Raw genomic sequence first — 20,645 nt, 5'->3', positions numbered from 1 at the left:
AACAACTCAGCGGTTAATCAGTTTGCCGAGTTCGTCGAGGCTGATGTTGGGAATGATCGACGTGGGAATACGCGACGTGGGGGACAGGTTGTACACCGAGAAGTCCTTACCCATGACCTTGTCCGACATCAGCTTCAAGGACGGCAGGATCCGCGATTGCAGGTGCTGGTCCAGGCCGCAGGGCGACTTGAAGGTGTCTGGCGTTTCATAAAAACGCCCCTGGGCAGGACTCAGGTCGACGCCCACCAGGATCGCCGTATCGAAGCCGGCGTGATAGGCGAGTTGCAGCGCCAGATAGGCCACAGTACGGGCATCGAAGAAACCCAGCTCGAGATTCTTGCTGAAGCCGATGGTCCGGCTCCTGTTGCCCGAGAGGAGGGGAGGGCGAACCAGGTCGCGGTTGCTCCTGAGCAACCGCTCCTTCCAGGTTTGTCGTGGCGCCTTCTTCAGCAGAAACAGCTCGCCATGAGGCTGGATCGGAATCGTCCGGGCATGTTCTTCCCAGAGCGCCACGCGCTGACTGATAGCCATCGCCTGGGCGAAGAGTTCGGGTTGCTGGAGGGAAAAGCTGGTGTCGGTGCAGGCATAAAAAAAAGGCCGTATGCCGGTCCCGCGGAACATCGAGATGGCCCCGTTCATGGTGATCATCGGGATGTTCGCAAAGGTTTCGATGGGGAAGTCCTTTGCCGAACTACCGGATGCAATGATGAAAACAGGGCCTTGCTGAATATTCCGGCAACGTGCGAACCCCGTTACCGGGCCAGGCGAAGGCGCCGTAGATACTACTTCCATGTGCTGTGTCCGAATCATCAGGCCACTCTGATTATTAGGGGGTGGCTTAGGTGGTGCATCACGCCGGGGAAAGGACAGGCTCTCCCCCATTGATAGAAATGCAGTCTAGGGTCAAACGGAGGTCATGCGCGACTTCCGCGCGGTTATGACCGTCGCGGTTTTTAATAGTTGTGCGCTAGGGCCGATTTCTTGGAAGAAATGATCGGCTGCTTTGCCGGCCTGGCGGCCTGATCGAGGGATTTGCAGCGCTTTAGATACGCAAAAGCCGCGCAATGCGCGGCTTTCAAGGATGGTGGGCCCACACGGACTCGAACCGTGGACCAAAGGATTATGAGTCCTCTGCTCTAACCGACTGAGCTATAGGCCCTCAGTAGGCCGCGGATTATAGCGACGGTTTCTCGGCTGTGCTATCCGAAAAATCCGAAACGGGAAGGCGCAGAAAGGTCGCGGCGAATTCGTCGGCGCTCAGCGGCAGGCTGATGATGTAGCCCTGGATCTGTTCGCAGCCTTCGTTCCCGAGAAATACCTGCTGGTCATGGGTTTCCACGCCTTCGGCGATCACGGTGAATTGCATGCTGCGGCCCAGGGCGATGATGGCCCGCACGATCGCCACATCGTGCGGGTCATCGGGCAGGCCGCGGACGAAAGATTGATCGATCTTGAGGAAATCCAGCGGCAGGCGCTTGAGGTAGCTCAGGGACGAGTAGCCGGTACCGAAATCGTCGATGGCCAGCTGAACGCCCAGGCGCTTGAGCTGGTGCAGCACCTCCAGGGCCTCCTCGGCCTGGCTCATGATGAAGTTTTCGGTAATTTCCAGCTGCAGGAAGCCGGGTTTGAGGCGGTTGTCTTTCAGCAGTTGTTCAATCCGCCCCAGCAGGTTCGGCTGGCGCAGCTGGGCGCCGGCGAGGTTGACCGAGAGCGGGCCGAAACTCTCGTAGCTCTCGTTCCACTTGCGCAGCTGCTGGCAGGCGTGTTCCAGCACCCAGTCGCCGATCTGCAGGATCATGCCGTTCTCTTCGGCCAGGGGGATGAAGTGCTCGGGTGGGACATCGCCGAAGGTCGGGTGATGCCAGCGAATCAGCGCCTCGGCACCCACCAGCGCCTGGTCGCCCAGCCTGATCTTGGGCTGGTAGTAGAGGTACAGCTCGTTACGCTCGATGGCTCGCCGCAGTTCATGTTCCAGGGCCACGCGTTCGCTGGCCTGGGCGGTCAGGTCGCGGGTATAGCTTTCGACCCGGTTGCGCCCCTTGGCCTTGGAGCGGTACATGGCGGCGTCGGCATTCTTGACCAGCGTGGCCACGTCGCAGCCGTCCTTGGGGTAGAGGCTGGTACCGATGCTGGCGCTGATGAAGAACTCATGCTCACCCGCCTGGAACGGGGCAGTGAAGCAGTTCAGCAGCTTGTTGGCGATGTGGTCGGCATCGCTGGGCTGCTGCAGCCCGGGCAGCAGGATGATGAACTCGTCCCCGCCCAGGCGGGCCACGGTGTCGATGTCCCGCAGCTGTTCTTTCAGGCGCACGGCAATGCCCCTGAGCAGCAGGTCGCCGACCGGGTGGCCGAGGCTGTCATTGATGTGCTTGAAGCGATCCAGATCGAGAAACAGCACGGCGCCCTGGCCGCCGTTCTCCTGCTGGCTGTTGAGTGCGGTCAGCAGGCGGCTTTCGAACAGGGTGCGGTTCGGCAGGCCGGTCAGCGGATCGTGGTGCGCCTGGTAGTCGAGCTTGGCCTGGGCGTGCTTGAGGCTGGAGATATCGGCGAATACCGCGACGAAGTGGGTGATAAAGCGGTCTTTGTTACGCACCGCGCTGATGGTCAGCCAACTGGGGTACAGCTCGCCGTTTTTGCGTCGATTGCAGATTTCCCCCTGCCAATGACCTTCGGCGGTCAGTTGGTGCCACATGGCCGCATAAAAGGCGCTGTCATGCAGGCCGGAAGCCAGCAGGCGCGGGGTGTGGCCCAGGGCTTCGGTTTCGCTGTAGCCGGTGATTTCGGTGAACGCCCGGTTGACCGCGCTGATGTGCTGCTGGGTATCGGTGATCAGTACGCCTTCGGCGGTGCTCTCGAACACGGTGGCGGCCTGTTGCAGCTTCTCCTGCATCAGGTGGCGCTCGGTAATGTCGCGGGCGATGGTCAGCATGCAATCCTCGTCGCCGATCGGCAGCGGCCGGCTGGAGAGCTCACAGAGGCGGATCTGGCCGTCATTGCGGCGAATGTGGCAGCTGAAGTCGCGCACGAAGCCATCCCGCTGCAGCAGGTCGAGCATCTGCCGGCGTTCGTTGAGGTTGACCCAGATGCCCAGCTCCAGCGTGGAACGGTCGACGGACATGGCGCTATTGAAACCGGTGATACGGCTGAAACCTTCGTTGACCTCTATCAGCAAACCGTCGCGCTGGCGGCTTAGCAGCAGGCCGTCGGGCGAGGCGTGAAACGCCTTGGCGAACTTCTCTTCGGAGGTTTGCAACTGCTGCTGGGTTTCCTTCAACTGAGTGATGTCGCGGACTACCACGACCAGGGCGGGCGTGGTGTCGAGGTCGAAGGGTTCGGCGGAGATCAGTCCGGTGAACAGTTGGCCATTGCTGCGCCGAAAGGGCATCTCCAGGTTACGGATACTGCCGGCCTGCAAGCGCTGCAGCAGCCCGGGGCCGACGCCCTGGATACCCCAGATGTTCAGCTCGGTAGCCGTTTGGCCGATGACTTGCTCGGCACTCAGGCCGATCTGTTCCTCGAACGCCTCGTTGACCTCCAGCAGGCAGCCATCCGACAGGCGGGCAATGACCAGGATGTCCGGGCATTGCTGGAAAACCGAAGCGAATTTCTGTTCCGAGAGTTGCAGGGCCTCTTCGGTGCGTTTGGTTTCGCTGATGTCGATCATCAGGCCGCGCATGATCGGTTCATGCCCGTGCTCGATCAGGCTGACGATGTCGCGCACCCACAGGCAGCGGCCATCGGCGGTGATCACCCGGTAATCCAGGCTGTGATCGCGCCCGGCCAGGACTTCGTGGTCGCAGAAGTGCTGGGCGCGCGTCAGGTCGGCGGGGTGGATGATGTTTCTCCAGAACCCGGGAATCAGCCAGTGCGAAAGGGGGTAGCCCAACAGTTGCTCGGCATGGGGCGACACGTAGCTGTAGGTGAAGTCGCTGATGCGCGCTTCCCAGGCGATCGCCGAAAGGCTTTCGACCAGGCCGCGGTAATGGTATTCGCTGCTGCGCAGTTCCTGTTCCAGGGCCACGCGGCGGGCGATCTCGGAGCTCAGCCGGCGGTTGATGCGGATCACCGCCGCCAGCACGGCAAACAGCAGGAGCAGCCCTGGCAGGCCATAGAACAGCAGGTCCGACCAGAACGAACGATGGTCGAGCACATTGCCCACCCAGCGCTGCTGGATCTCGTTGACCTCCGCCGGGCTTATGTCGGCCAGCACCTTGTCGAGAATGCTTACCAGTATCTTGCTGTCGCGGGGGACGCCCATGGCCAGCTGATAGCGGTAGGGCGTCTCGCCGCTGACGTAGAGCCCATCCAGTTTCAGTTGTCGCAGGCTCCAGACACTGGAAGCCAGGTCGCCGACCACGGCATCGACCTGATTGAGGGCCAGCGCCTGCAAGGCCGAGCTCACATTGGGCAGGGCGACCAGATTCAGGTCTGGATGGTGGGTGCGCAGCAGTTCGTGGGGGGCGTAATTCTCCACGACGGCGATCTTCAGGCCGTACAGGTCCGGGAGCTTGCGAGGTTGTGCGCCGCCTTTATGGGCCAGGATCACAATGGGGAAATCGAGGTACGGGCGGGTGAACGCCAGGTAGTTTTGCCGCTCCGGGGTCGACATGATGCCTGGCAGCAGGTCCAGATTGCCCTTTTTCGCGGTTTCGAGCACTTCGCTCCAGCTGGCGGGTTCTATCGGCTTGAGCGTGATCGCCAGGCGATCCTGGATCAGGTGGATATAGTCCGCCGCAAGGCCCTGGTAGCGCCCTTCCTCATCGCGATATTCGAAGGGCGGCCATGATGCATCGACGCCCAGGCGCAACTCCGGATGAGCGGAAAGCCAGCCTCGTTCTTCATCGGTGAGCGTCAGTGCGCCAGCCGTTGCGGTCCAGGCGAGCAGCGACAGCATCAGCACGGTCGGCAGTCTGGGCATAACGGTCTCGTTATGGCACGGGGGAATGTTTCGAGTGTAGACGGGCAATTCGGAGGGAGTGAGGCGCGGGGAGTTTTAAACTGCACAAAACAAAACCCCCAGCAGGGCTGGGGGTCTTGGTATTACTCGTCGAGGAAGGAGCGCAGGTGCTCGCTTCGCGTCGGGTGGCGCAGCTTGCGCAGCGCCTTGGCTTCGATCTGACGAATCCGCTCACGGGTAACGTCAAACTGCTTACCGACTTCCTCGAGGGTGTGGTCGGTATTCATGTCGATGCCGAAGCGCATGCGCAGTACCTTGGCTTCACGGGCAGTGAGGCCGGAGAGTACTTCGCGAGTCGCTTCTTTAAGACTCTCGACGGTGGCGACATCGATTGGCGACTGCATGGTCGAGTCTTCGATGAAGTCACCCAGATGGGAGTCTTCGTCATCACCGATCGGGGTTTCCATGGAGATCGGCTCTTTAGCGATCTTCAATACCTTGCGGATCTTGTCCTCAGGCATTTCCATGCGTTCGCCCAGCTCTTCCGGAGTCGGTTCGCGACCCATTTCCTGCAACATCTGCCGGGAAATACGGTTGAGCTTGTTGATCGTCTCGATCATGTGCACCGGAATACGGATGGTGCGGGCCTGGTCGGCGATCGAGCGAGTGATCGCCTGACGGATCCACCAGGTGGCATAAGTCGAGAATTTGTAGCCGCGACGGTATTCGAACTTGTCTACCGCTTTCATCAAACCGATGTTGCCTTCCTGGATCAGGTCGAGGAATTGCAAGCCACGGTTGGTGTACTTCTTGGCGATGGAGATCACCAGACGCAGGTTGGCTTCGACCATCTCTTTCTTCGCGCGACGGGCCTTGGCCTCGCCGATCGACATGCGACGGTTGATGTCCTTGATCTCGGCGATCGTCAGGCCGGTCTCGGTCTCAAGCGCGGTCAGCTTCTGCTGGCAACGGATAATGTCCGGCTGCAGGCGGCCGATGGCTTCGGCGTACTTGGCCTTGCCTTTGGCCAGCGCGTCGGACCAGCTTTCGTCCACTTCATTGCCAGGGAACTGGCGCAGGAAGTCGGCGCGTGGCATGCGGGCATCACGAACACAGAGCTGCATGATCGCGCGCTCTTGCTGACGCAGGCGATCCAGGGCGCTACGAACACGTTCAACCAGGCCTTCGAATTGCTTCGGAACCAGTTTGATCGGCATGAACAGTTCAGCCAGGGCCAGCATTTCAGCCAGGGCTTGCTTGTGTTCGCGACCGTGCTTCTTCAGCGCCTTGCGGGTGATTTCCATCTGGTCGGCAACGGCGCCAAAGCGCTGGGCTGCGATGACCGGATCCGGACCGCTTTCGGCTTCTTCTTCGTCGTCACTGGCTTCGGCGTCATCGTCGTCGGTGTCGTCGTCCGCTTTTGCGGCCTTGGCATCGACAGGCGGTGGTACTTCGGCGGCAGGCGGCGCGATGCCGTCGTCCGGGTCGATGTAACCGCTCAGGACGTCGGACAGGCGGCCACCTTCGGTGGTGACGCGAGTGTATTCGGAGAGGATGTGCTCAACCGTGCCAGGGAAGTGCGCGATCGCGCCCATCACTTCACGGATGCCCTCTTCGATACGCTTGGCGATTTCGATTTCGCCTTCACGTGTGAGCAGCTCTACCGTTCCCATTTCGCGCATGTACATACGCACGGGGTCGGTAGTGCGACCAATGTCGGTTTCCACGGCCGCCAACGCTGCGGCGGCTTCTTCAGCTGCTGCTTCGTCGGTATCGGCTTCGGCCAACAAAAGGGCATCCGCATCCGGAGCACTCTCGAATACGTTGATCCCCATGTCGTTGATCATGCGGATGATGTCTTCCACCTGTTCCGGATCTGAAATATCCTCCGGCAGGTGGTCGTTGACCTCCGCGTAAGTCAGGTAACCCTGCTCACGACCACGGCTGATCAACTCTTTGAGGCGAGACTGCTGTTGCGCTTTTCCGGACATAACACCCTATCCACTGAAGGTCTTGGCGGGCAAAAAACAAGCCGAGGATTATACCCGAGCTATGACCTCACGCGCCAGTTGAGGTCGGGTTTGATGCGGGAACATTGCGTTTTAAAAGCTCGAGTAGCTGAATTTTTTCTTCGCCACTCAATTCGCTTTGACGCGATTTCCTGAGAAGTTGTTCCAAAACACGCTCACGTTGACGAGCGGACAAGCTTTTAATGGTGTCGAAAAACTGTTGTTCAAGGTTGTCGCCCTCAATCAACCACTCCTTTTCTGCCAGCGCCTTGATCAGGCGGCCCTGTTCAGTGCCGTGCCAGCGCGCCATCAGTTGATGAATAGAGCGTAGCTTAGGATTTTTCTGCACGGCTTCGATCAAGGCGACCAGCAACTGGGTATTGGTGTTGTCGTCGGCAGCGAAATGCCCGGCGTCTTCAACTTTCTCGGCCAGTTGCGGGTGATGCAGCAATGTTCGAAGGGCTGACAGTGTTGGGGGTTCGACGGCGGCCGGGACGCGCGGGGCACGTGGCTGATCACGATCGCCATTGCGCTTGCCCTTTTTGTCCCAGGGCTTGTTCTCCCACTTCTTGCCGCCCGCGCCGCTTTTCTTTGGCGTCCATTCCTGCTGCGGCACATAGGCTTCTTGCGGCTCGTGGTAGTCGACATAGTCCGGTATGCCGTCGTAATCGATGCCAGCGTCATACACCGGAGGTGCTTCTTGTGGGGCGCTGTGCACCAACTGGTTGACGGTCTCGTTGTTGAGCCCGGTAATTTCACTGAGGCGCTGGCGCATCAGGGTCCGCAGGTTGGCTCCGGGGACCTTGTCGATCAACGGTGCGGCGAGAGTGGCCAGGTGAGCCTTGCCCTCGAGCGAGCGTGGATCCGCTTCGTCGGTCAGTTGCTGGAAGAAATAATCGGCCAGCGGTTGAGCGTGTTGATTGATGCGTGCGCGAAAGGCATCTGTGCCCTCGGAACGCACCAGGGTATCCGGGTCTTCCCCTTCGGGAAGGAACAGGAAGCGTGCCCGGCGACCGTCCTGCAGGCTGGACAGGGTCGCCTCCAGTGCGCGCCAGGCGGCCTTGCGTCCGGCCTGGTCGCCGTCGAAGCAGAACAGCACGCTGGGCACGATGCGGAACAGGCGCTTGAGGTGTTCTTCGCTGGTGGCGGTGCCCAGGGTCGCAACGGCGTTACGCAGGCCCTGTTGGGCGAGGGCAATCACGTCCATGTAGCCTTCGACGACGATGATTTCGTCGAGGTTGCGGTTGTTCTTGCGAGCCTCGAACAGGCCGTAAAGCTCCTGGCCCTTATGAAACACCGGAGTTTCCGGCGAGTTCAGGTATTTCGGTTTGTCGTCGCCCAGTACCCGGCCACCAAAGGCGATGATCCGGCCGCGGCTGTCGCGGATCGGAAACATCACTCGGTCGCGAAAGCGATCGTAGCGTTTACCGGTTTCGGCGTTTTCGATCAGCAGGCCGGCGTCGATCATGGCTTTCTGCTGCAGGGTGTCGCTGCTCAGGTGCTTGAACAGATTGTCCCAGCCGGGCGGTGCGAAGCCGAGGCCGAAATCGCGGGCGATCTCGCCGGTCAGGCCGCGGCCCTTGAGGTAATCGACTGCTGCCTTGCGGGCTGGGTGGCTTTTCAGAGCCTGTCGATAGTAATCGGCGGCGGCGGTCAGCAGCGGGTAGAGCGGCGAATCGGTCGGCTGCCGCGGTTTGTGCGAGCGACCGCTTTCCTCCCGCGGGATTTCCATGCCGGCGGCTTTGGCCAGTTCCTCGACCGCCTGGGGGAAATCCAGGTTGTCGTGGTCCATGATGAAGCCGAGGGCGTTCCCGCCCGCGCCACAGCCGAAGCAGTAGTAGAATTGCTTGTCGGGGCTGACGCTGAAGGAGGGGGTTTTTTCCTTGTGGAACGGGCAGCAGGCGGTGTAGTTCTTGCCGGCCTTTTTCATCTGCAGGCGCGAGCTGACAACATCGACGATGTCGGTGCGGTTCAGAAGGTCGTCAATAAAGCTCTGGGGAATCAGCCCGGCCATGGCGTTCTCGTCATCACTGCGCGAAAGAATTGGACCAATGCGAAGGCTTCGAAAATGGGCTGTTCGAGACGCAACGGCTGCGCGTTCGACCATCTGTCGTCGGCTTGATCGCTATCGGGAAGTGTATCTGCCGAAAGTCCACTGACGTTAGTTTCAATCAGTCTTCGACTATTTGAAGATATTGCTCTGAGTCCGACAGGTCTCGGATGGCTCATAAGCGGACGCTGGAGAAGGGCGCCTTGGGCTGAGTCTGTTGAGGAATCAGAATAAAAGTGTGCTCGTCAGTAGCCTTGGAAGGCTCGTCAGAAGAGACGTGCACCGCTGGCAGGAAGCCAGGTCTGACGTGGTGAAGCGGATTGTCTCGGTCGCATGCGCGGCGTTGACGGTGAAGCATCAAGCGTTGTCCGCAAATGCCATTAGCCCGGCTGAGGGCCGGGCTTGGCAGAAGCTTGCAGCGAACGTCTGTGTATTAGTACAGACGTACGGCGCGGCGCTGTTCGCGCTGAACTTTCTTGGCGTGACGCTTAACAGCAGCAGCTGCTTTGCGCTTACGCTCGGAAGTCGGCTTCTCGTAAAATTCGCGGCTACGAACTTCAGCCAGAACACCGGCTTTTTCGCAGGAGCGCTTGAAACGACGCAGAGCTACGTCGAAGGGTTCGTTCTCTTTAACTTTGACGGCTGGCATCCAGAGCTACCTTCATTCATTACCGGGGTCAACGTTCTCGTCGCAAAAATCGCGGCTGAGGTCGTCGGTTTTTAAGGGTTGCGGATGTTAACCCCTCATCGCTCGGAATGCAAAGCCTCTGATCGAAAACCGCTGGTCGGCTGAGGGAGTGGCGACTATTATGCGCGCCTTCGAATTTAGCCTCTACAAGGCGCAAACCCATGCTAGTACTGGGATTAGAAACTTCCTGCGACGAAACCGGCGTCGCGCTTTACGACAGCGAGCGGGGCCTGCTGGCCGACGCGCTGTTCAGTCAGATCGACCTGCATCGGGCCTATGGTGGCGTGGTGCCGGAGCTGGCCTCTCGCGATCACGTCAAGCGCATGCTGCCCCTGATTCGTCAGGTCCTGGCCGAGGCGGACTGCGTACCGACTGAAATCGACGCCATTGCCTATACCGCGGGCCCCGGCCTGGTCGGAGCCCTTCTGGTGGGTGCCTCCTGCGCCCAGGCGCTGGCCTTCGCCTGGGGTATCCCGGCGCTGGGTGTGCACCATATGGAAGGCCACCTGCTGGCCCCGATGCTGGAAGAACAACCGCCGGAATTTCCGTTCGTCGCTTTGCTGGTTTCCGGTGGCCACACGCAGCTGGTGCGGGTCGATGGCATCGGCCAGTACGAGCTGATGGGCGAAACCCTGGATGATGCTGCCGGTGAAGCCTTCGACAAGACGGCGAAGATGATCGGCCTGAATTATCCGGGTGGTCCGGAAATCGCTCGCCTGGCCGCACAAGGCGTGGCCGGGCGCTTTGTCTTCCCGCGGCCGATGACCGATCGTCCGGGGCTGGATTTCAGCTTCAGCGGCTTGAAAACCTTCGCCCTGAACACCTGGCAACAATGCGTCAGCGCTGGGGACGACGGCGAGCAAACCCGTTGCGACATCTCGCTCGCCTTCCAGCAGGCGGTGGTGGAAACTCTGACCATCAAATGCAAGCGAGCCTTGAAGCAGGCGGGACTCAAGCGGCTGGTAATCGCTGGCGGCGTGAGCGCCAACAAGGCGCTGCGTGCGTCGCTGGAAAAAATGCTCGGCGAGATGAAAGGGAATGTGTTTTACGCCCGTCCTGAGTTCTGCACCGACAACGGCGCGATGATCGCGTTTGCTGGTTGCCAGCGTTTGCAGGCAGGTCAGCAGGAAAGCCTGGCGATCAGTGTGCAGGCGCGTTGGCCGATGGAGCAGCTGTCGCCGTTGTGAGTCGGTATCAAACTGACCTGAGCCCGGTTCATCTTCAGGATTCAGAAATGCCGTTCGCGCCCGGCAAACAGGTCGCGTAGATTGCCGCGGTGGCGCCAGACGATGAGCAGTGTGAGGACGCTCATCGGCAGCAGCGCTGCTGGTGCCTGCCAGGCCAGCAATGGCAAGGTCAGGGGCGTGGCGATCAGGGCCGCCAGCGAGCTGGTGCGGGTCAGGTAGAAGGTCAGGAGCCAGGCGGCAATGGCCAGGAGCGCCGCTGGTGGGTAAAGCCCCAGCAGCATCCCGGCGGCGGTGGCGACACCCTTGCCGCCGCGAAAGCGGAAGTACACCGGGAACAGATGGCCCAGTACGGCGTAGAGCCCGATCCAGGCCTGTTGTTGGAGTGAAAGGCCTGCGAGACTGGCGATCAGCACGGGCAACAGCCCTTTGAGCAGATCGCCGAGCAAGGTCAGTACCGCCAGTTTCTTGCCGGCCAGGCGCAGCATGTTGGTGGCGCCGGCATTGCCCGAGCCACTCATTCGCGGATCGGGTGTACCGGTCAGGCGGCTGAGCAAGATGGCGAAGGACAGCGAGCCGAGCAGGTAGGCGAAGATCGCCAGTAACCAAAACATGCTAACTATTCCGGGCGAGGACGCCCTGATTCTAACGGCGCATTGCGCCCTTGTCGTGCTGCGGAGAAGAGTGCTTGGACAGAGTGTTTATCGAGGGCCTGGAAGTCGACACGGTGATCGGTGCCTACGACTGGGAGCGAGGCATCCGGCAGTGCCTGCGCCTTGACCTGAGCTTCGCCTGGGACAACCGCCCGGCCGCCGCCGGTGACGACCTGACCCTGGCGCTCGACTATGCCAGCGTGTCTTCGCGGATCCAGGCGTTTGCCGAGCAGGCGCAATTCCAACTGGTGGAAACCTTTGCCGAGCGTCTGGCGGAGGTCCTGATGAGCGAGTTCCATATTCCCTGGTTGCACCTCAAGCTGACCAAACCCGGTGCTGTCGCGGCCGCCAAAGGTGTTGGCGTGGAGATCGAGCGCGGATGTCGCTAACTCAGGTATTTCTTGGGCTCGGCAGCAATATCGAGCGTGAAACCCATCTGCTGGCCGGGCTCGATGCCCTGGCGGGCTTCCTGCTGGATATGCGCTGCTCGGCGGTGTTCGAAAGCCAGCCGGTGGGGATCAAGAGCGGGCCGTTCTTCAATCTGGTGGTTTCGGGCTTTACCGATCTGCCGCTGATGGAGCTGGACCGTCGATTGAAGTTCATTGAAGCGGACAACGGTCGTTATGCCCCGGACCGCAAAGGCTTGCCGCTGGATATCGATGTGCTGTTGTACGGTGATCTGGTGGGCAATTTCGACGGTTTGATCCTGCCGCGTGCAGAAATTCTGAAGAACGCCTTTGTGCTTTGGCCCTTGTCGCTGATGGCGCCGGGGCGGGTTCATCCGCTGGCGGGGCAGGACTTCGCTACCCTCTGGCACGAGGCCCGGATCGACCAGGTGCTGGCGCCCGTGGCATTCGAGTGGCGGGGCAGGCAGCTGACGCCGCCGGAGCTGGGATAGCCCTGGCTGGCGCAGTTCTGGCTGACAGCGATCGGCTGGCGAGCAAGCTGGCTCCTATGGCGGCGCTTGCTCGTGATGTTTCTTACTGTGAGTACTGTTCCTTGTAGGCCTTCAGCGCCTTCAGTCGTTCCCGTTTCAGCGCCTCCCCCAGCTCCGGCCCCTTGAATCCCTGCTCCAGCAGCGGTTGTACCGCGACTGTTCGCGCCGCCGTGGCCGCGCCGCGCAGATAGTCCGCCTGGGGATAGGCTCGCTCCTCCAGGCCGAGACGGCCACGAGCATCCATTTCACAGGCGGCGATAAACTCCTCGAAGCGTTGCGGCCGCCGGTACACGTCAAAGCTCTGCAGCAGTTCTGCCAATGTCGAAGGTTTCAGTTCGAGGGCGCGATGGCCGTGGGTGTGGTACTGACCCACCAGCAGCGCCAGTTCCTGACAGTCGCGTGGCGCCTTGAAGCGTTCATTGACCTGCTTGATCAGCTTCAGGCCCTTGTGCTCGTGCGCGATGTGTTGCGGCCATTCACTTTGCGGTGTCAGGCCCTTGCCCAGGTCGTGCAACAGGCACGCCCAGCGCACGCTCAATGGCTGCTTGTGCAGTGCCGCCTGCTCGAGAACGCTCAGTGTATGCACACCGCTATCGATCTCCGGGTGATGGACGGCGGGTTGCGGAACACCGAACAGCGCCTCCACTTCAGGCAGCAGGACTTTGAGCGCGTCACAATCACGCAGTACCTGGATGAACACTTGAGGGTGATCTTCCATCAGTGCGCGGGAGATTTCCTTCCAGCTGCGTTCCGGCGTCAGGGCTTCCAGCTCGCCTGATCCGCTGAGCTGGCGCATCAGCTCGAGGGTGTCAGGCGCTACTCGGAAGCCGAGTCCTGCGTAGCGGGCAGCAAAGCGGGCAACGCGCAGGACGCGCAGGGGATCTTCGGCGAATGCCGGGGAAACATGGCGCAGCAGGCGGTTTTTCAGGTCCTGCTGGCCGTGATACGGATCCGTCAGAACACCCTGGTCGTCTTCCGCCATGGCATTGATTGTCAGGTCACGGCGGATCAGGTCTTCTTCGAGAGTGACCTCGGGGCTGGCGTGAAAGGTAAAGCCACCATAGCCACGACCGCTCTTGCGTTCGGTGCGGGCCAGGGCGTATTCCTCGCCGCTCTTGGGGTGAAGAAAGACCGGAAAGTCCGAACCCACCGGGCGAAAACCCTTGGCGAGCATTTCTTCGGCCGTGGCGCCGACTACCACCCAATCGATGTCGGTTACCGGTTTGCCCAGCAGGCGATCGCGTACCGCACCGCCGACCTTGTAAATCTGCATAAAAAACCTCCGTTAGCCCGACAGAATAACCCTTGCGCCGAGCTTTCGGAGGTTTGTCATGCGCTCAGAGGTGGATGACCGCCAGGTCCAGGCGGCCATAGTCCCCTTCGTTGTGATCGCTTCTTGGCGGTACGTGATGGGTTTTCATCACCTGGTCGCCCTGCAGGGTTTCCAGATGGATGTCGAACCCCCACAGCCGGTGCAGGTGCTTGAGGACCTCGTCGGTAGAGTCGCCCAAGGGTTTGCGGTCGTGCTGTTGATGGCGCAGGGTCAGCGAACGGTCGCCTCGCCTGTCGATGCTCCAGATCTGCACGTTAGGCTCGCGGTTGCCCAGGTTGTACTGGGCGGCAAGGGTTTCGCGGATGATCCGATAGCCGCTTTCGTCATGAATGGCCGGTACCAGCAGGTCGTCTTTCTGGTCGTCGTCCAGGATGCTGAACAGCTTGAGGTCGCGGATGACCTTGGGTGACAGGTACTGCAGGATGAAGCTCTCGTCCTTGAAGCTGCTCATGGCGAACTTGATGCTGGAAAGCCAGTCGGTCCCGGCCAGTTCCGGGAACCAGCGGCGGTCCTCCTCGGTCGGTTCTTCGCAGATGCGCCGGATATCGCGGTACATGGCGAAACCCAGGGTGTAGGGGTTGATACCGTTGTAGTAAGGGCTGTCGAAGCCGGGCTGGAAGACCACGCTGGTGTGGGAGGCGAGGAACTCCATCATGAAGCCATCGGTCACCAGGCCTTCGTCATACAGGTCGTTCATCAGGGTGTAGTGCCAGAACGTTGCCCAGCCTTCGTTCATCACCTGGGTCTGGCGTTGCGGGTAGAAGTATTGGGCGATCTTGCGCACGATCCGCACGATTTCCCGTTGCCACGGTTCCAGCAGCGGCGCGTGTTTCTCGATGAAATACAGGATGTTTTCCTGCGGTTCGGCGGGGAAGCGCGCGTTGTCCTTGTCGCTGAACTTGTCCGTGCCTTTGGGAATGGTGCGCCACAGGTCGTTGATCTGTTTCTGCAGGTGTTCTTCCCGATCCTTTTGCCGGCGCCGTTCTTCTTCCGCGGAAATCGGATAAGGACGTTTGTAGCGGTCCACTCCGTAGTTCATCAGGGCATGGCAGGAGTCCAGCAGGTCTTCCACGGCATCGATGCCATGGCGCTCTTCGCACTGCATGATGTACTGCTTGGCGAACACCAGGTAATCGATGATCGAGCTGGCATCCGTCCAGGTACGGAACAGGTAGTTGCCCTTGAAGAAGCTGTTATGGCCGTAGCAGGCGTGGGCCACCACCAGTGCCTGCATGCAGATGGTGTTTTCTTCCATCAGGTAGGCGATGCAGGGGTCAGAGTTGATCACGATCTCGTAGGCCAGCCCCATCTGGCCACGGCTGTAGGACTTTTCGGTACTAAGGAAATGCTTGCCGTAAGACCAATGGTGATAACCCAGAGGCATGCCGACAGAGGCATAGGCATCCATCATCTGTTCGGCGGTGATCACTTCGATCTGGTTGGGATAGGTATCCAAGGCGTAGCGCGCTGCGATACGGCTGATTTCGCGGTCGTAGGCCTGGATCAGCTCGAACGTCCATTCCGAACCGGTGGAGATAGGCTGGCGTTTCTGCTCTCTGGCGGTCATGTCACTAACCTGCGCTGGAAGAGTTCACGGAAGACCGGATAGATATCTCCGGCCGAGACCAGTTGCTGCTGGGCGAAAGTATCGGAAAAGGCTTCGGCAATGCGCTCGTATTCGAACCACAGGGCCTGATGTTCGCGCGGGGTAATCTCCACGTAAGTGTAGTACTGCACGAAGGGCATGATCTGGTTGATCAGGATGTCGCGGCAGATCGGCGAGTCGTCGTTCCAGTTATCGCCGTCGGAAGCCTGGGCGGCGTAGATGTTCCACTCGTTGCTCGGATAACGCTCGGCCATGATCTCCTGCATCAGTTTCAAGGCGCTGGAGACGATGGTGCCGCCGGTTTCCCGGGAGTAGAAGAACTCCTCCTCGTCCACCTCACGTGCGCTGGTGTGGTGGCGGATGAACACTACGTCGATCTTGTCGTAGTTACGCTTGAGAAACAGGTATAGAAGGATGAAGAAACGCTTGGCGATGTCCTTGGTGGCCTGGGTCATGGAGCCGGAAACGTCCATCAGGCAAAACATCACGGCCTTGGAGCTGGGGTTAGGCTGTTTGACCAGCAGGTTGTACTTGAGGTCGAAGGTGTCGAGGAATGGCACCCGATGAATGCGGGCGCTGAGACGCTCGATTTCCGCTTCCATTTCCTGAATATCGCCGAAGTTGTCCGGTTCTTCGCGTTTCAGGCGTTCAAGCTCTTCTTTGACTTCGCGCAGTTTTGCCCGGCTGCTGCCGGACAGGGCGATGCGCCGGGCATGGGCCGAGCGCAGCGTCCGAATGATGTTGATGCGCGAGGGATTGCCCTCGTTGCTGATCCCGGCCCGGACAGTCTTGAAGGTGTCGGTCCCGGTCAGGTTGCGCTTGACCAGGTTCGGCAGTTCCAGGTCCTCGAACATGAACTCGAGGAACTCCTCCTGGGTAATCTGGAAAACGAACTCGTCCATGCCTTCGCCGGAATTGCCCGCCTTGCCCCGGCCGCCTCCGCCACCCCCGCCTTGAGGGCGTGCGATGTGCTCTCCGGCCGTGAACTCCTTGTTTCCCGGGTGCACCACGGTCTGTTTGCCGCCGCGCCCATGATGGAGCACGGGTTCATCGATATCCCGGCCTGGGATGCTGATTTGTTCGCCATGCTCCATGTCAGTGATGGAACGGCGGCTGACCGCCTCTTCGACGGCCTTCTTGATGTGATCACGATAACGCCGCAGAAACCGCTGGCGGTTTACCGTGCTCTTGTTCTTGCCATTGAGACGTCGGTCGATCACATAACTCATGACTGCTCCTTAGAAGCGGTCTTGAAGCTCGCAAGCGGCCCGGACGGGGAGAGGGTGCGGTAAGGTGTCTTGCCGCCGGTACTCTGCCCGAGCCTCGCTGCGAACGTTCAAACGCGCTTCCTGAAGCCTGTGTAGCAGAAATCGCTAAGACAGGCTCCTGGCTAACGACAACCGGTGCAACCGGCGGGTTACTGCGATTTTCTGACCCGCAGATACCACTCGGACAGCAGTCGTACCTGTTTGTCGGTGTAGCCGCGCTCGACCATTCGAGTAACGAAGTCGTTGTGTTTCTGTTGATCCTCTTTGCTGGCCTTGGCATTGAAGCTGATGACCGGGAGCAGATCCTCGGTGTTGGAGAACATTTTCTTCTCGATAACCACCCGCAGTTTTTCGTAGCTGAGCCAGGTTGGGTTCTTGCCGTTGTTGTTGGCTCGGGCTCGCAGTACGAAATTGACGATCTCGTTGCGGAAGTCCTTCGGATTGCTGATGCCGGCCGGTTTCTCGATTTTCTCCAGTTCTTCGTTGAGCGCGACCCGATTGAGGATCTCGCCGGTTTCCGGATCGCGATATTCCTGATCCTGAATCCAGAAGTCCGCATACAGCACATAGCGGTCGAAGATGTTCTGACCGTATTCGCTGTAGGACTCCAGGTACGCGGTCTGGATTTCCTTGCCGATGAACTCGATGTAGCGCGGAGCCAGGTATTCCTTCAGGAAGCGCAGGTAGCGTTCGCGGGTTTCCGCCTGGAATTGTTCCTGCTCGATCTGTTGCTCGAGCACGTAGAGCAGATGCACCGGGTTGGCCGCGATCTCATGGGGATCGAAGTTGAAGACTTTCGACAGGATCTTGAAGGCGAAACGGGTCGACAGGCCGTTCATGCCCTCGTCTACACCGGCGGCGTCACGGTATTCCTGAATCGACTTGGCTTTCGGATCGGTGTCCTTGAGGTTCTCGCCATCGTAGACGCGCATTTTCGAGTAGATGTTCGAGTTCTCCGGCTCTTTGAGGCGCGAGAGCACGGTGAACTGAGCGAGCATTTTCAAGGTGTCGGGAGCGCAATGCGCCTTGGACAGGGAGCTGTTGAACAGCAGCTTGTCGTAGATTTTGACTTCGTCGCTGACCCGCAGGCAGTAAGGGACTTTGACGATATAGATCCGGTCGATGAAGGCTTCGTTGTTCTTGTTGTTACGGAAGGTGTGCCATTCCGATTCGTTGGAGTGAGCCAGCAGGATACCGGTGAAGGGGATCGCGCCCAGACCCTCGGTACTGTTGTAGTTGCCTTCCTGGGTGGCCGTCAGCAATGGGTGCAGCACCTTGATCGGTGCCTTGAACATTTCGACGAACTCCATCAGGCCCTGGTTGGCCCGGCACAATGCACCTGAATAGCTATAGGCGTCGGCGTCGTTCTGCGGGAATTCCTCCAGCTTGCGAATATCGACCTTGCCCACCAGGGCGGAAATGTCCTGGTTGTTCTCGTCTCCCGGTTCTGTCTTGGCGACCGCGATCTGGTTGAGGATCGAGGGATAGAGCTTGACCACCCTGAACTGGCTGATATCGCCGCCGAACTCGGACAGGCGCTTGGTGGCCCAGGGCGACATGATGGTGTTCAGGTAACGCCGTGGAATGCCGAAGTCTTCTTCGAGGATTGCGCCATCTTCCGTGGCGTTGAACAACCCGAGAGGCGACTCGAATACCGGGGAGCCCTTGATGGCGTAGAAGGGCACCTTCTCGATCAGTTGTTTGAGTTTCTCGGCCAGGGATGATTTACCGCCACCGACGGGACCGAGGAGGTAGAGGATCTGTTTCTTCTCTTCCAGGCCCTGAGCGGCATGGCGGAAATAGGAGACGATCTGGTCGATGCATTCTTCCATTCCATGGAAGTCCTCAAAGGCCGGATAGCGACGGATCACTTTGTTGGAGAAGATCCGTGACAGTCTCGAATTGGTCGATGTGTCCAGCAGCTCTGGTTCACCAATAGCCAGAAGCAGGCGTTCAGCGGCCGACGCGTAGGCGCTACGGTCCTTTTTGCAGAGCTCCAGGTACTCCTGTAACGAGAACTCTTCCTGGCGTGTGGATTCGAAGCGTTGTTGGAAGTGGCTAAAAATACTCATGACGTCACCTCGCTCGATACGTGGAGCCGACGCCGGATCAGTCAGTCAAGTGCTGGCATGCAACCGGGAATCCGGCTGCTGTTTACCCCCCAGAACACTTTCAAAGCTATCGACCTTGAAAGCTAGTACCGATGACCCGCACGCCGGTGTACCGGCTCTCCCCTGATTGGATGGCCTGAGGCTAAGGATAGTTCGGAATCGGGGAGATAAAGGTGGAATACGCAATTTGTTCAAGTGACCGTTCGTCGGTCGCGGCGCCAGCCCGCGAATGACGCGGGCTGGAGCACAGAAAAAATTATTCGGCGTTGCCTTGGGCAATTTCCGCAGGGTAGGTGGTTCGCCACAGTTCGAAACCACCGTCCAGGCTGTAGACGTCGGAGAATCCCTGGCTGATCAGGTAGGCCGCCGCGCTTTGGCTGGAGTTGCCGTGATAGCAGACGACCACCAGCGGGGCGTCGAGATCGGCATTGCGGATGAAGTCGGAGATGGAGTGGTTGTCCAGATGCAGGGAGCCGCTGATGTGGTTCAAGGCAAAGGTCTGCGGATCGCGGATGTCGACCACCACGGCGCCTTGCTCGCGCAGTGCCTGGGCCTGTTCTGGGGGGATGCGTTTGAATTCGCTCATGGCGGGCTCCTGGTCCTGGTGGCAAGCGCCGTCTAGCGCTTGGCGGTGATTGGCATGGGTTCAGGGGAAGGTTGATTGGCCTGGGGCTTGATGTGGCTGTGGGCGTCGCACTCACATTCGAGGCGTTGGCCGGTGTCGACGTTCAGCAGGGTCAGGGCGCCGCCCCAGACGCAGCCAGTGTCCAGGGCGACGACGCCGGGCTGGTTGCAGTTGCCTTCAAGGGCGGCCCAGTGACCGAAGATGATTTTCACGTCCCGGGTCTTGCGTTCCTTGTGCTCGAACCATGGGGCGTAACCCGGTGGAGCGGTGTCCGGCCCTTCCTTGCCCTTGAGGTCGAGCTTGCCATCGCTGGTGCAGAAACGCATGCGAGTGAAATAGTTGGTGATCACCCGCAGGCGGGTCACGCCTTTGAGTTCGCTGTCCCATTTTATCGGATCGTTGCCGTACATACCGTCCAGATAGGGCTCGAAGCGGTTGTCGTCACGCAATGCCTCTTCGACTTCGGTGGCGTACTTGAGGGCCTTTTTCAGCGACCACTGCGGCGGTATCCCCGCGTGTACCAGGGCGACGTTGCGCTGTTCGTCATAGTGCATCAGCTTTTGCTGGCGCAGCCACTGGAGCAATTCCTCGCAATCCGGGGCGTTGAGGATCTCGCTCAGGGTATCGGCTTTCTTCAGGCGCTCGATATTGCGCCAGACGGCCAGCAGGTGCAGGTCGTGATTGCCCAGCACGCACACCAGGGAATCGCGCATGGCATAAAGAAAGCGCAGGGTTTCCAGCGACTGTGGGCCGCGGTTGACCAGATCGCCAACCAGCCACAGGCGATCCTTGGCCGGGTCGAAAGCGACCTTTTCAAGCAGGCACTGCAACGGCCCCAGGCAGCCTTGCAGGTCACCGACGGCATAAGTGGTCATCAGTGCAGGGCTCCGGGCACCGCCAGGCGGAAGGGGGCGATGATGGCGTCGAAGTGTTTGCCGTCTTCGGCGAGCATCTGATAGCTGCCCTGCATATTGCCGACGCGCGTGGTCATGACCGTACCACTGCTGTAGGTGTGGCTTTTTCCTGCGGCGATCAGCGGCTGCTGGCCGACGACGCCGGCACCGCGGACTTCTTCGACGTGCCCGTCGCCATCGGTGATCACCCAGTGCCGGGAGAGCAATTTGGCGGGCAGCAGGCCATTGTTCTGTACGGTGATGGTGTAGGCGAAGGCAAAGCGGTTCTGCTCGGGTTGCGACTGTTCTGCGAGAAAGCGGGTGACGACGCTGACGTCGATCTGATAGCGAGGATCGGACATGCAAGGGGCCTTAAAACGAAGCGGGACGC

16 protein-coding genes and 1 tRNA gene are annotated in these 20,645 nt (G+C 59.9%); 3 read left to right on the top strand and 14 right to left on the bottom strand.

What is annotated here, in order from left to right; all coding sequences use genetic code 11:
* Positions 1–6: 6 nt before the first annotated feature.
* From DK261_RS08095 to rpsU, 6 genes are all read right to left on the bottom strand, one after another.
* Positions 7–810 (bottom strand): lipopolysaccharide biosynthesis protein, encoded by an 804-nt coding sequence (locus tag DK261_RS08095; protein ID WP_080768765.1) that lies wholly within the window; start codon positions 808–810, stop codon positions 7–9.
* Between the two features lie 272 nt (positions 811–1,082).
* Positions 1,083–1,159 (bottom strand) — tRNA-Ile (locus DK261_RS08090).
* Positions 1,160–1,174: 15 nt separating this feature from the next.
* Positions 1,175–4,918, bottom strand: coding sequence for a bifunctional diguanylate cyclase/phosphodiesterase (locus DK261_RS08085; RefSeq protein WP_009051172.1), 3,744 nt, complete (start codon positions 4,916–4,918; stop codon positions 1,175–1,177).
* A 122-nt stretch (positions 4,919–5,040) separates the two neighbouring features.
* Positions 5,041–6,888: an RNA polymerase sigma factor RpoD gene (gene rpoD / locus DK261_RS08080; protein WP_007926106.1), complete on the bottom strand. Its 1,848-nt coding sequence runs from the start codon at positions 6,886–6,888 to the stop codon at positions 5,041–5,043.
* A gap of 67 nt (positions 6,889–6,955) precedes the next feature.
* The gene (dnaG, locus tag DK261_RS08075; RefSeq protein WP_009051170.1) at positions 6,956–8,920 is read right to left on the bottom strand and encodes a DNA primase; all 1,965 of its coding nucleotides are present in this window, start codon (positions 8,918–8,920) and stop codon (positions 6,956–6,958) included.
* Positions 8,921–9,389: 469 nt separating this feature from the next.
* Positions 9,390–9,605: a 30S ribosomal protein S21 gene (rpsU, locus tag DK261_RS08070; RefSeq protein WP_002551877.1), complete on the bottom strand. Its 216-nt coding sequence runs from the start codon at positions 9,603–9,605 to the stop codon at positions 9,390–9,392.
* 200 nt (positions 9,606–9,805) lie between these two features.
* Between rpsU and tsaD the strand changes: the two genes are divergently transcribed.
* Positions 9,806–10,831, top strand: coding sequence for a tRNA (adenosine(37)-N6)-threonylcarbamoyltransferase complex transferase subunit TsaD (tsaD, locus tag DK261_RS08065; protein WP_009045890.1), 1,026 nt, complete (start codon positions 9,806–9,808; stop codon positions 10,829–10,831).
* Between the two features lie 41 nt (positions 10,832–10,872).
* On the opposite strand, the gene plsY is transcribed toward tsaD, so the two are convergent.
* Entirely contained in the window at positions 10,873–11,442 is a 570-nt protein-coding gene (gene plsY, locus DK261_RS08060) for a glycerol-3-phosphate 1-O-acyltransferase PlsY (protein ID WP_009051169.1), read from the bottom strand.
* 74 nt (positions 11,443–11,516) lie between these two features.
* Here plsY and folB point away from each other — a divergent pair, with 74 nt between their 5' ends.
* Both folB and folK read left to right on the top strand, forming a co-directional pair.
* Positions 11,517–11,870 carry a dihydroneopterin aldolase gene (gene folB, locus DK261_RS08055; protein ID WP_007926118.1) on the top strand — a complete coding sequence of 118 codons (354 nt, stop codon included), beginning with the start codon at positions 11,517–11,519 and terminating at the stop codon, positions 11,868–11,870.
* On the top strand, positions 11,861–12,379 hold the full coding sequence (folK, locus tag DK261_RS08050; protein WP_009051167.1) for a 2-amino-4-hydroxy-6-hydroxymethyldihydropteridine diphosphokinase: 519 nt from the start codon (positions 11,861–11,863) through the stop codon (positions 12,377–12,379). Before folB ends, folK begins: the two co-directional genes overlap by 10 nt.
* Positions 12,380–12,461: 82 nt before the next feature.
* On the opposite strand, the gene DK261_RS08045 is transcribed toward folK, so the two are convergent.
* From DK261_RS08045 to apaG, 7 genes are all read right to left on the bottom strand, one after another.
* A complete protein-coding gene (locus tag DK261_RS08045) occupies positions 12,462–13,691 on the bottom strand; it encodes a multifunctional CCA addition/repair protein (RefSeq protein ID WP_009051166.1) in 1,230 nt (409 codons plus the stop codon).
* Positions 13,692–13,755: 64 nt separating this feature from the next.
* Complete coding sequence (locus DK261_RS08040; RefSeq protein WP_009051165.1) at positions 13,756–15,318, bottom strand: SpoVR family protein; 1,563 nt, start codon at positions 15,316–15,318, stop codon at positions 13,756–13,758.
* Positions 15,315–16,586: a YeaH/YhbH family protein gene (locus tag DK261_RS08035; protein ID WP_009051164.1), complete on the bottom strand. Its 1,272-nt coding sequence runs from the start codon at positions 16,584–16,586 to the stop codon at positions 15,315–15,317. The genes DK261_RS08040 and DK261_RS08035 overlap by 4 nt, the downstream gene beginning before the upstream one ends.
* Before the next feature lie 188 nt (positions 16,587–16,774).
* A complete protein-coding gene (locus DK261_RS08030; protein WP_007926124.1) occupies positions 16,775–18,697 on the bottom strand; it encodes a PrkA family serine protein kinase in 1,923 nt (640 codons plus the stop codon).
* A 295-nt stretch (positions 18,698–18,992) separates the two neighbouring features.
* The gene (glpE, locus tag DK261_RS08025) at positions 18,993–19,322 is read right to left on the bottom strand and encodes a thiosulfate sulfurtransferase GlpE (protein ID WP_009051163.1); all 330 of its coding nucleotides are present in this window, start codon (positions 19,320–19,322) and stop codon (positions 18,993–18,995) included.
* Positions 19,323–19,354: 32 nt separating this feature from the next.
* Complete coding sequence (locus tag DK261_RS08020) at positions 19,355–20,236, bottom strand: symmetrical bis(5'-nucleosyl)-tetraphosphatase (RefSeq protein WP_038636363.1); 882 nt, start codon at positions 20,234–20,236, stop codon at positions 19,355–19,357.
* Positions 20,236–20,616 (bottom strand): Co2+/Mg2+ efflux protein ApaG, encoded by a 381-nt coding sequence (gene apaG, locus DK261_RS08015; RefSeq protein ID WP_038575312.1) that lies wholly within the window; start codon positions 20,614–20,616, stop codon positions 20,236–20,238. The genes DK261_RS08020 and apaG overlap by 1 nt, the downstream gene beginning before the upstream one ends.
* Between the last annotated feature and the right edge of the window lie 29 nt (positions 20,617–20,645).

The sequence above is a fragment of the Pseudomonas sp. RW409 genome (assembly GCF_003184125.1).
Classification (GTDB): Bacteria; Pseudomonadota; Gammaproteobacteria; order Pseudomonadales; family Pseudomonadaceae; genus Aquipseudomonas; species Aquipseudomonas chlororaphis_I.
Note: the sequence above shows the minus strand (reverse complement) of the source record. Positions and strands in the feature narration are given on the sequence as shown.

Excerpts from the sequence above, each read along its gene's own strand:
- DK261_RS08095 (WP_080768765.1), bottom strand. The coding sequence starts at position 810 with ATGATTCGGACACAGCACATGGAAGTAGTATCTACGGCGCCTTCGCCT.
- DK261_RS08085 (WP_009051172.1), bottom strand. The coding sequence starts at position 4,918 with ATGCCCAGACTGCCGACCGTGCTGATGCTGTCGCTGCTCGCCTGGACC.
- rpoD (WP_007926106.1), bottom strand. The coding sequence starts at position 6,888 with ATGTCCGGAAAAGCGCAACAGCAGTCTCGCCTCAAAGAGTTGATCAGC.
- dnaG (WP_009051170.1), bottom strand. The coding sequence starts at position 8,920 with ATGGCCGGGCTGATTCCCCAGAGCTTTATTGACGACCTTCTGAACCGC.
- rpsU (WP_002551877.1), bottom strand. The coding sequence starts at position 9,605 with ATGCCAGCCGTCAAAGTTAAAGAGAACGAACCCTTCGACGTAGCTCTG.
- tsaD (WP_009045890.1), top strand. The coding sequence starts at position 9,806 with ATGCTAGTACTGGGATTAGAAACTTCCTGCGACGAAACCGGCGTCGCG.
- plsY (WP_009051169.1), bottom strand. The coding sequence starts at position 11,442 with ATGTTTTGGTTACTGGCGATCTTCGCCTACCTGCTCGGCTCGCTGTCC.
- folK (WP_009051167.1), top strand. The coding sequence starts at position 11,861 with ATGTCGCTAACTCAGGTATTTCTTGGGCTCGGCAGCAATATCGAGCGT.
- DK261_RS08045 (WP_009051166.1), bottom strand. The coding sequence starts at position 13,691 with ATGCAGATTTACAAGGTCGGCGGTGCGGTACGCGATCGCCTGCTGGGC.
- DK261_RS08040 (WP_009051165.1), bottom strand. The coding sequence starts at position 15,318 with ATGACCGCCAGAGAGCAGAAACGCCAGCCTATCTCCACCGGTTCGGAA.
- DK261_RS08035 (WP_009051164.1), bottom strand. The coding sequence starts at position 16,586 with ATGAGTTATGTGATCGACCGACGTCTCAATGGCAAGAACAAGAGCACG.
- DK261_RS08030 (WP_007926124.1), bottom strand. The coding sequence starts at position 18,697 with ATGAGTATTTTTAGCCACTTCCAACAACGCTTCGAATCCACACGCCAG.
- glpE (WP_009051163.1), bottom strand. The coding sequence starts at position 19,322 with ATGAGCGAATTCAAACGCATCCCCCCAGAACAGGCCCAGGCACTGCGC.
- DK261_RS08020 (WP_038636363.1), bottom strand. The coding sequence starts at position 20,236 with ATGACCACTTATGCCGTCGGTGACCTGCAAGGCTGCCTGGGGCCGTTG.
- apaG (WP_038575312.1), bottom strand. The coding sequence starts at position 20,616 with ATGTCCGATCCTCGCTATCAGATCGACGTCAGCGTCGTCACCCGCTTT.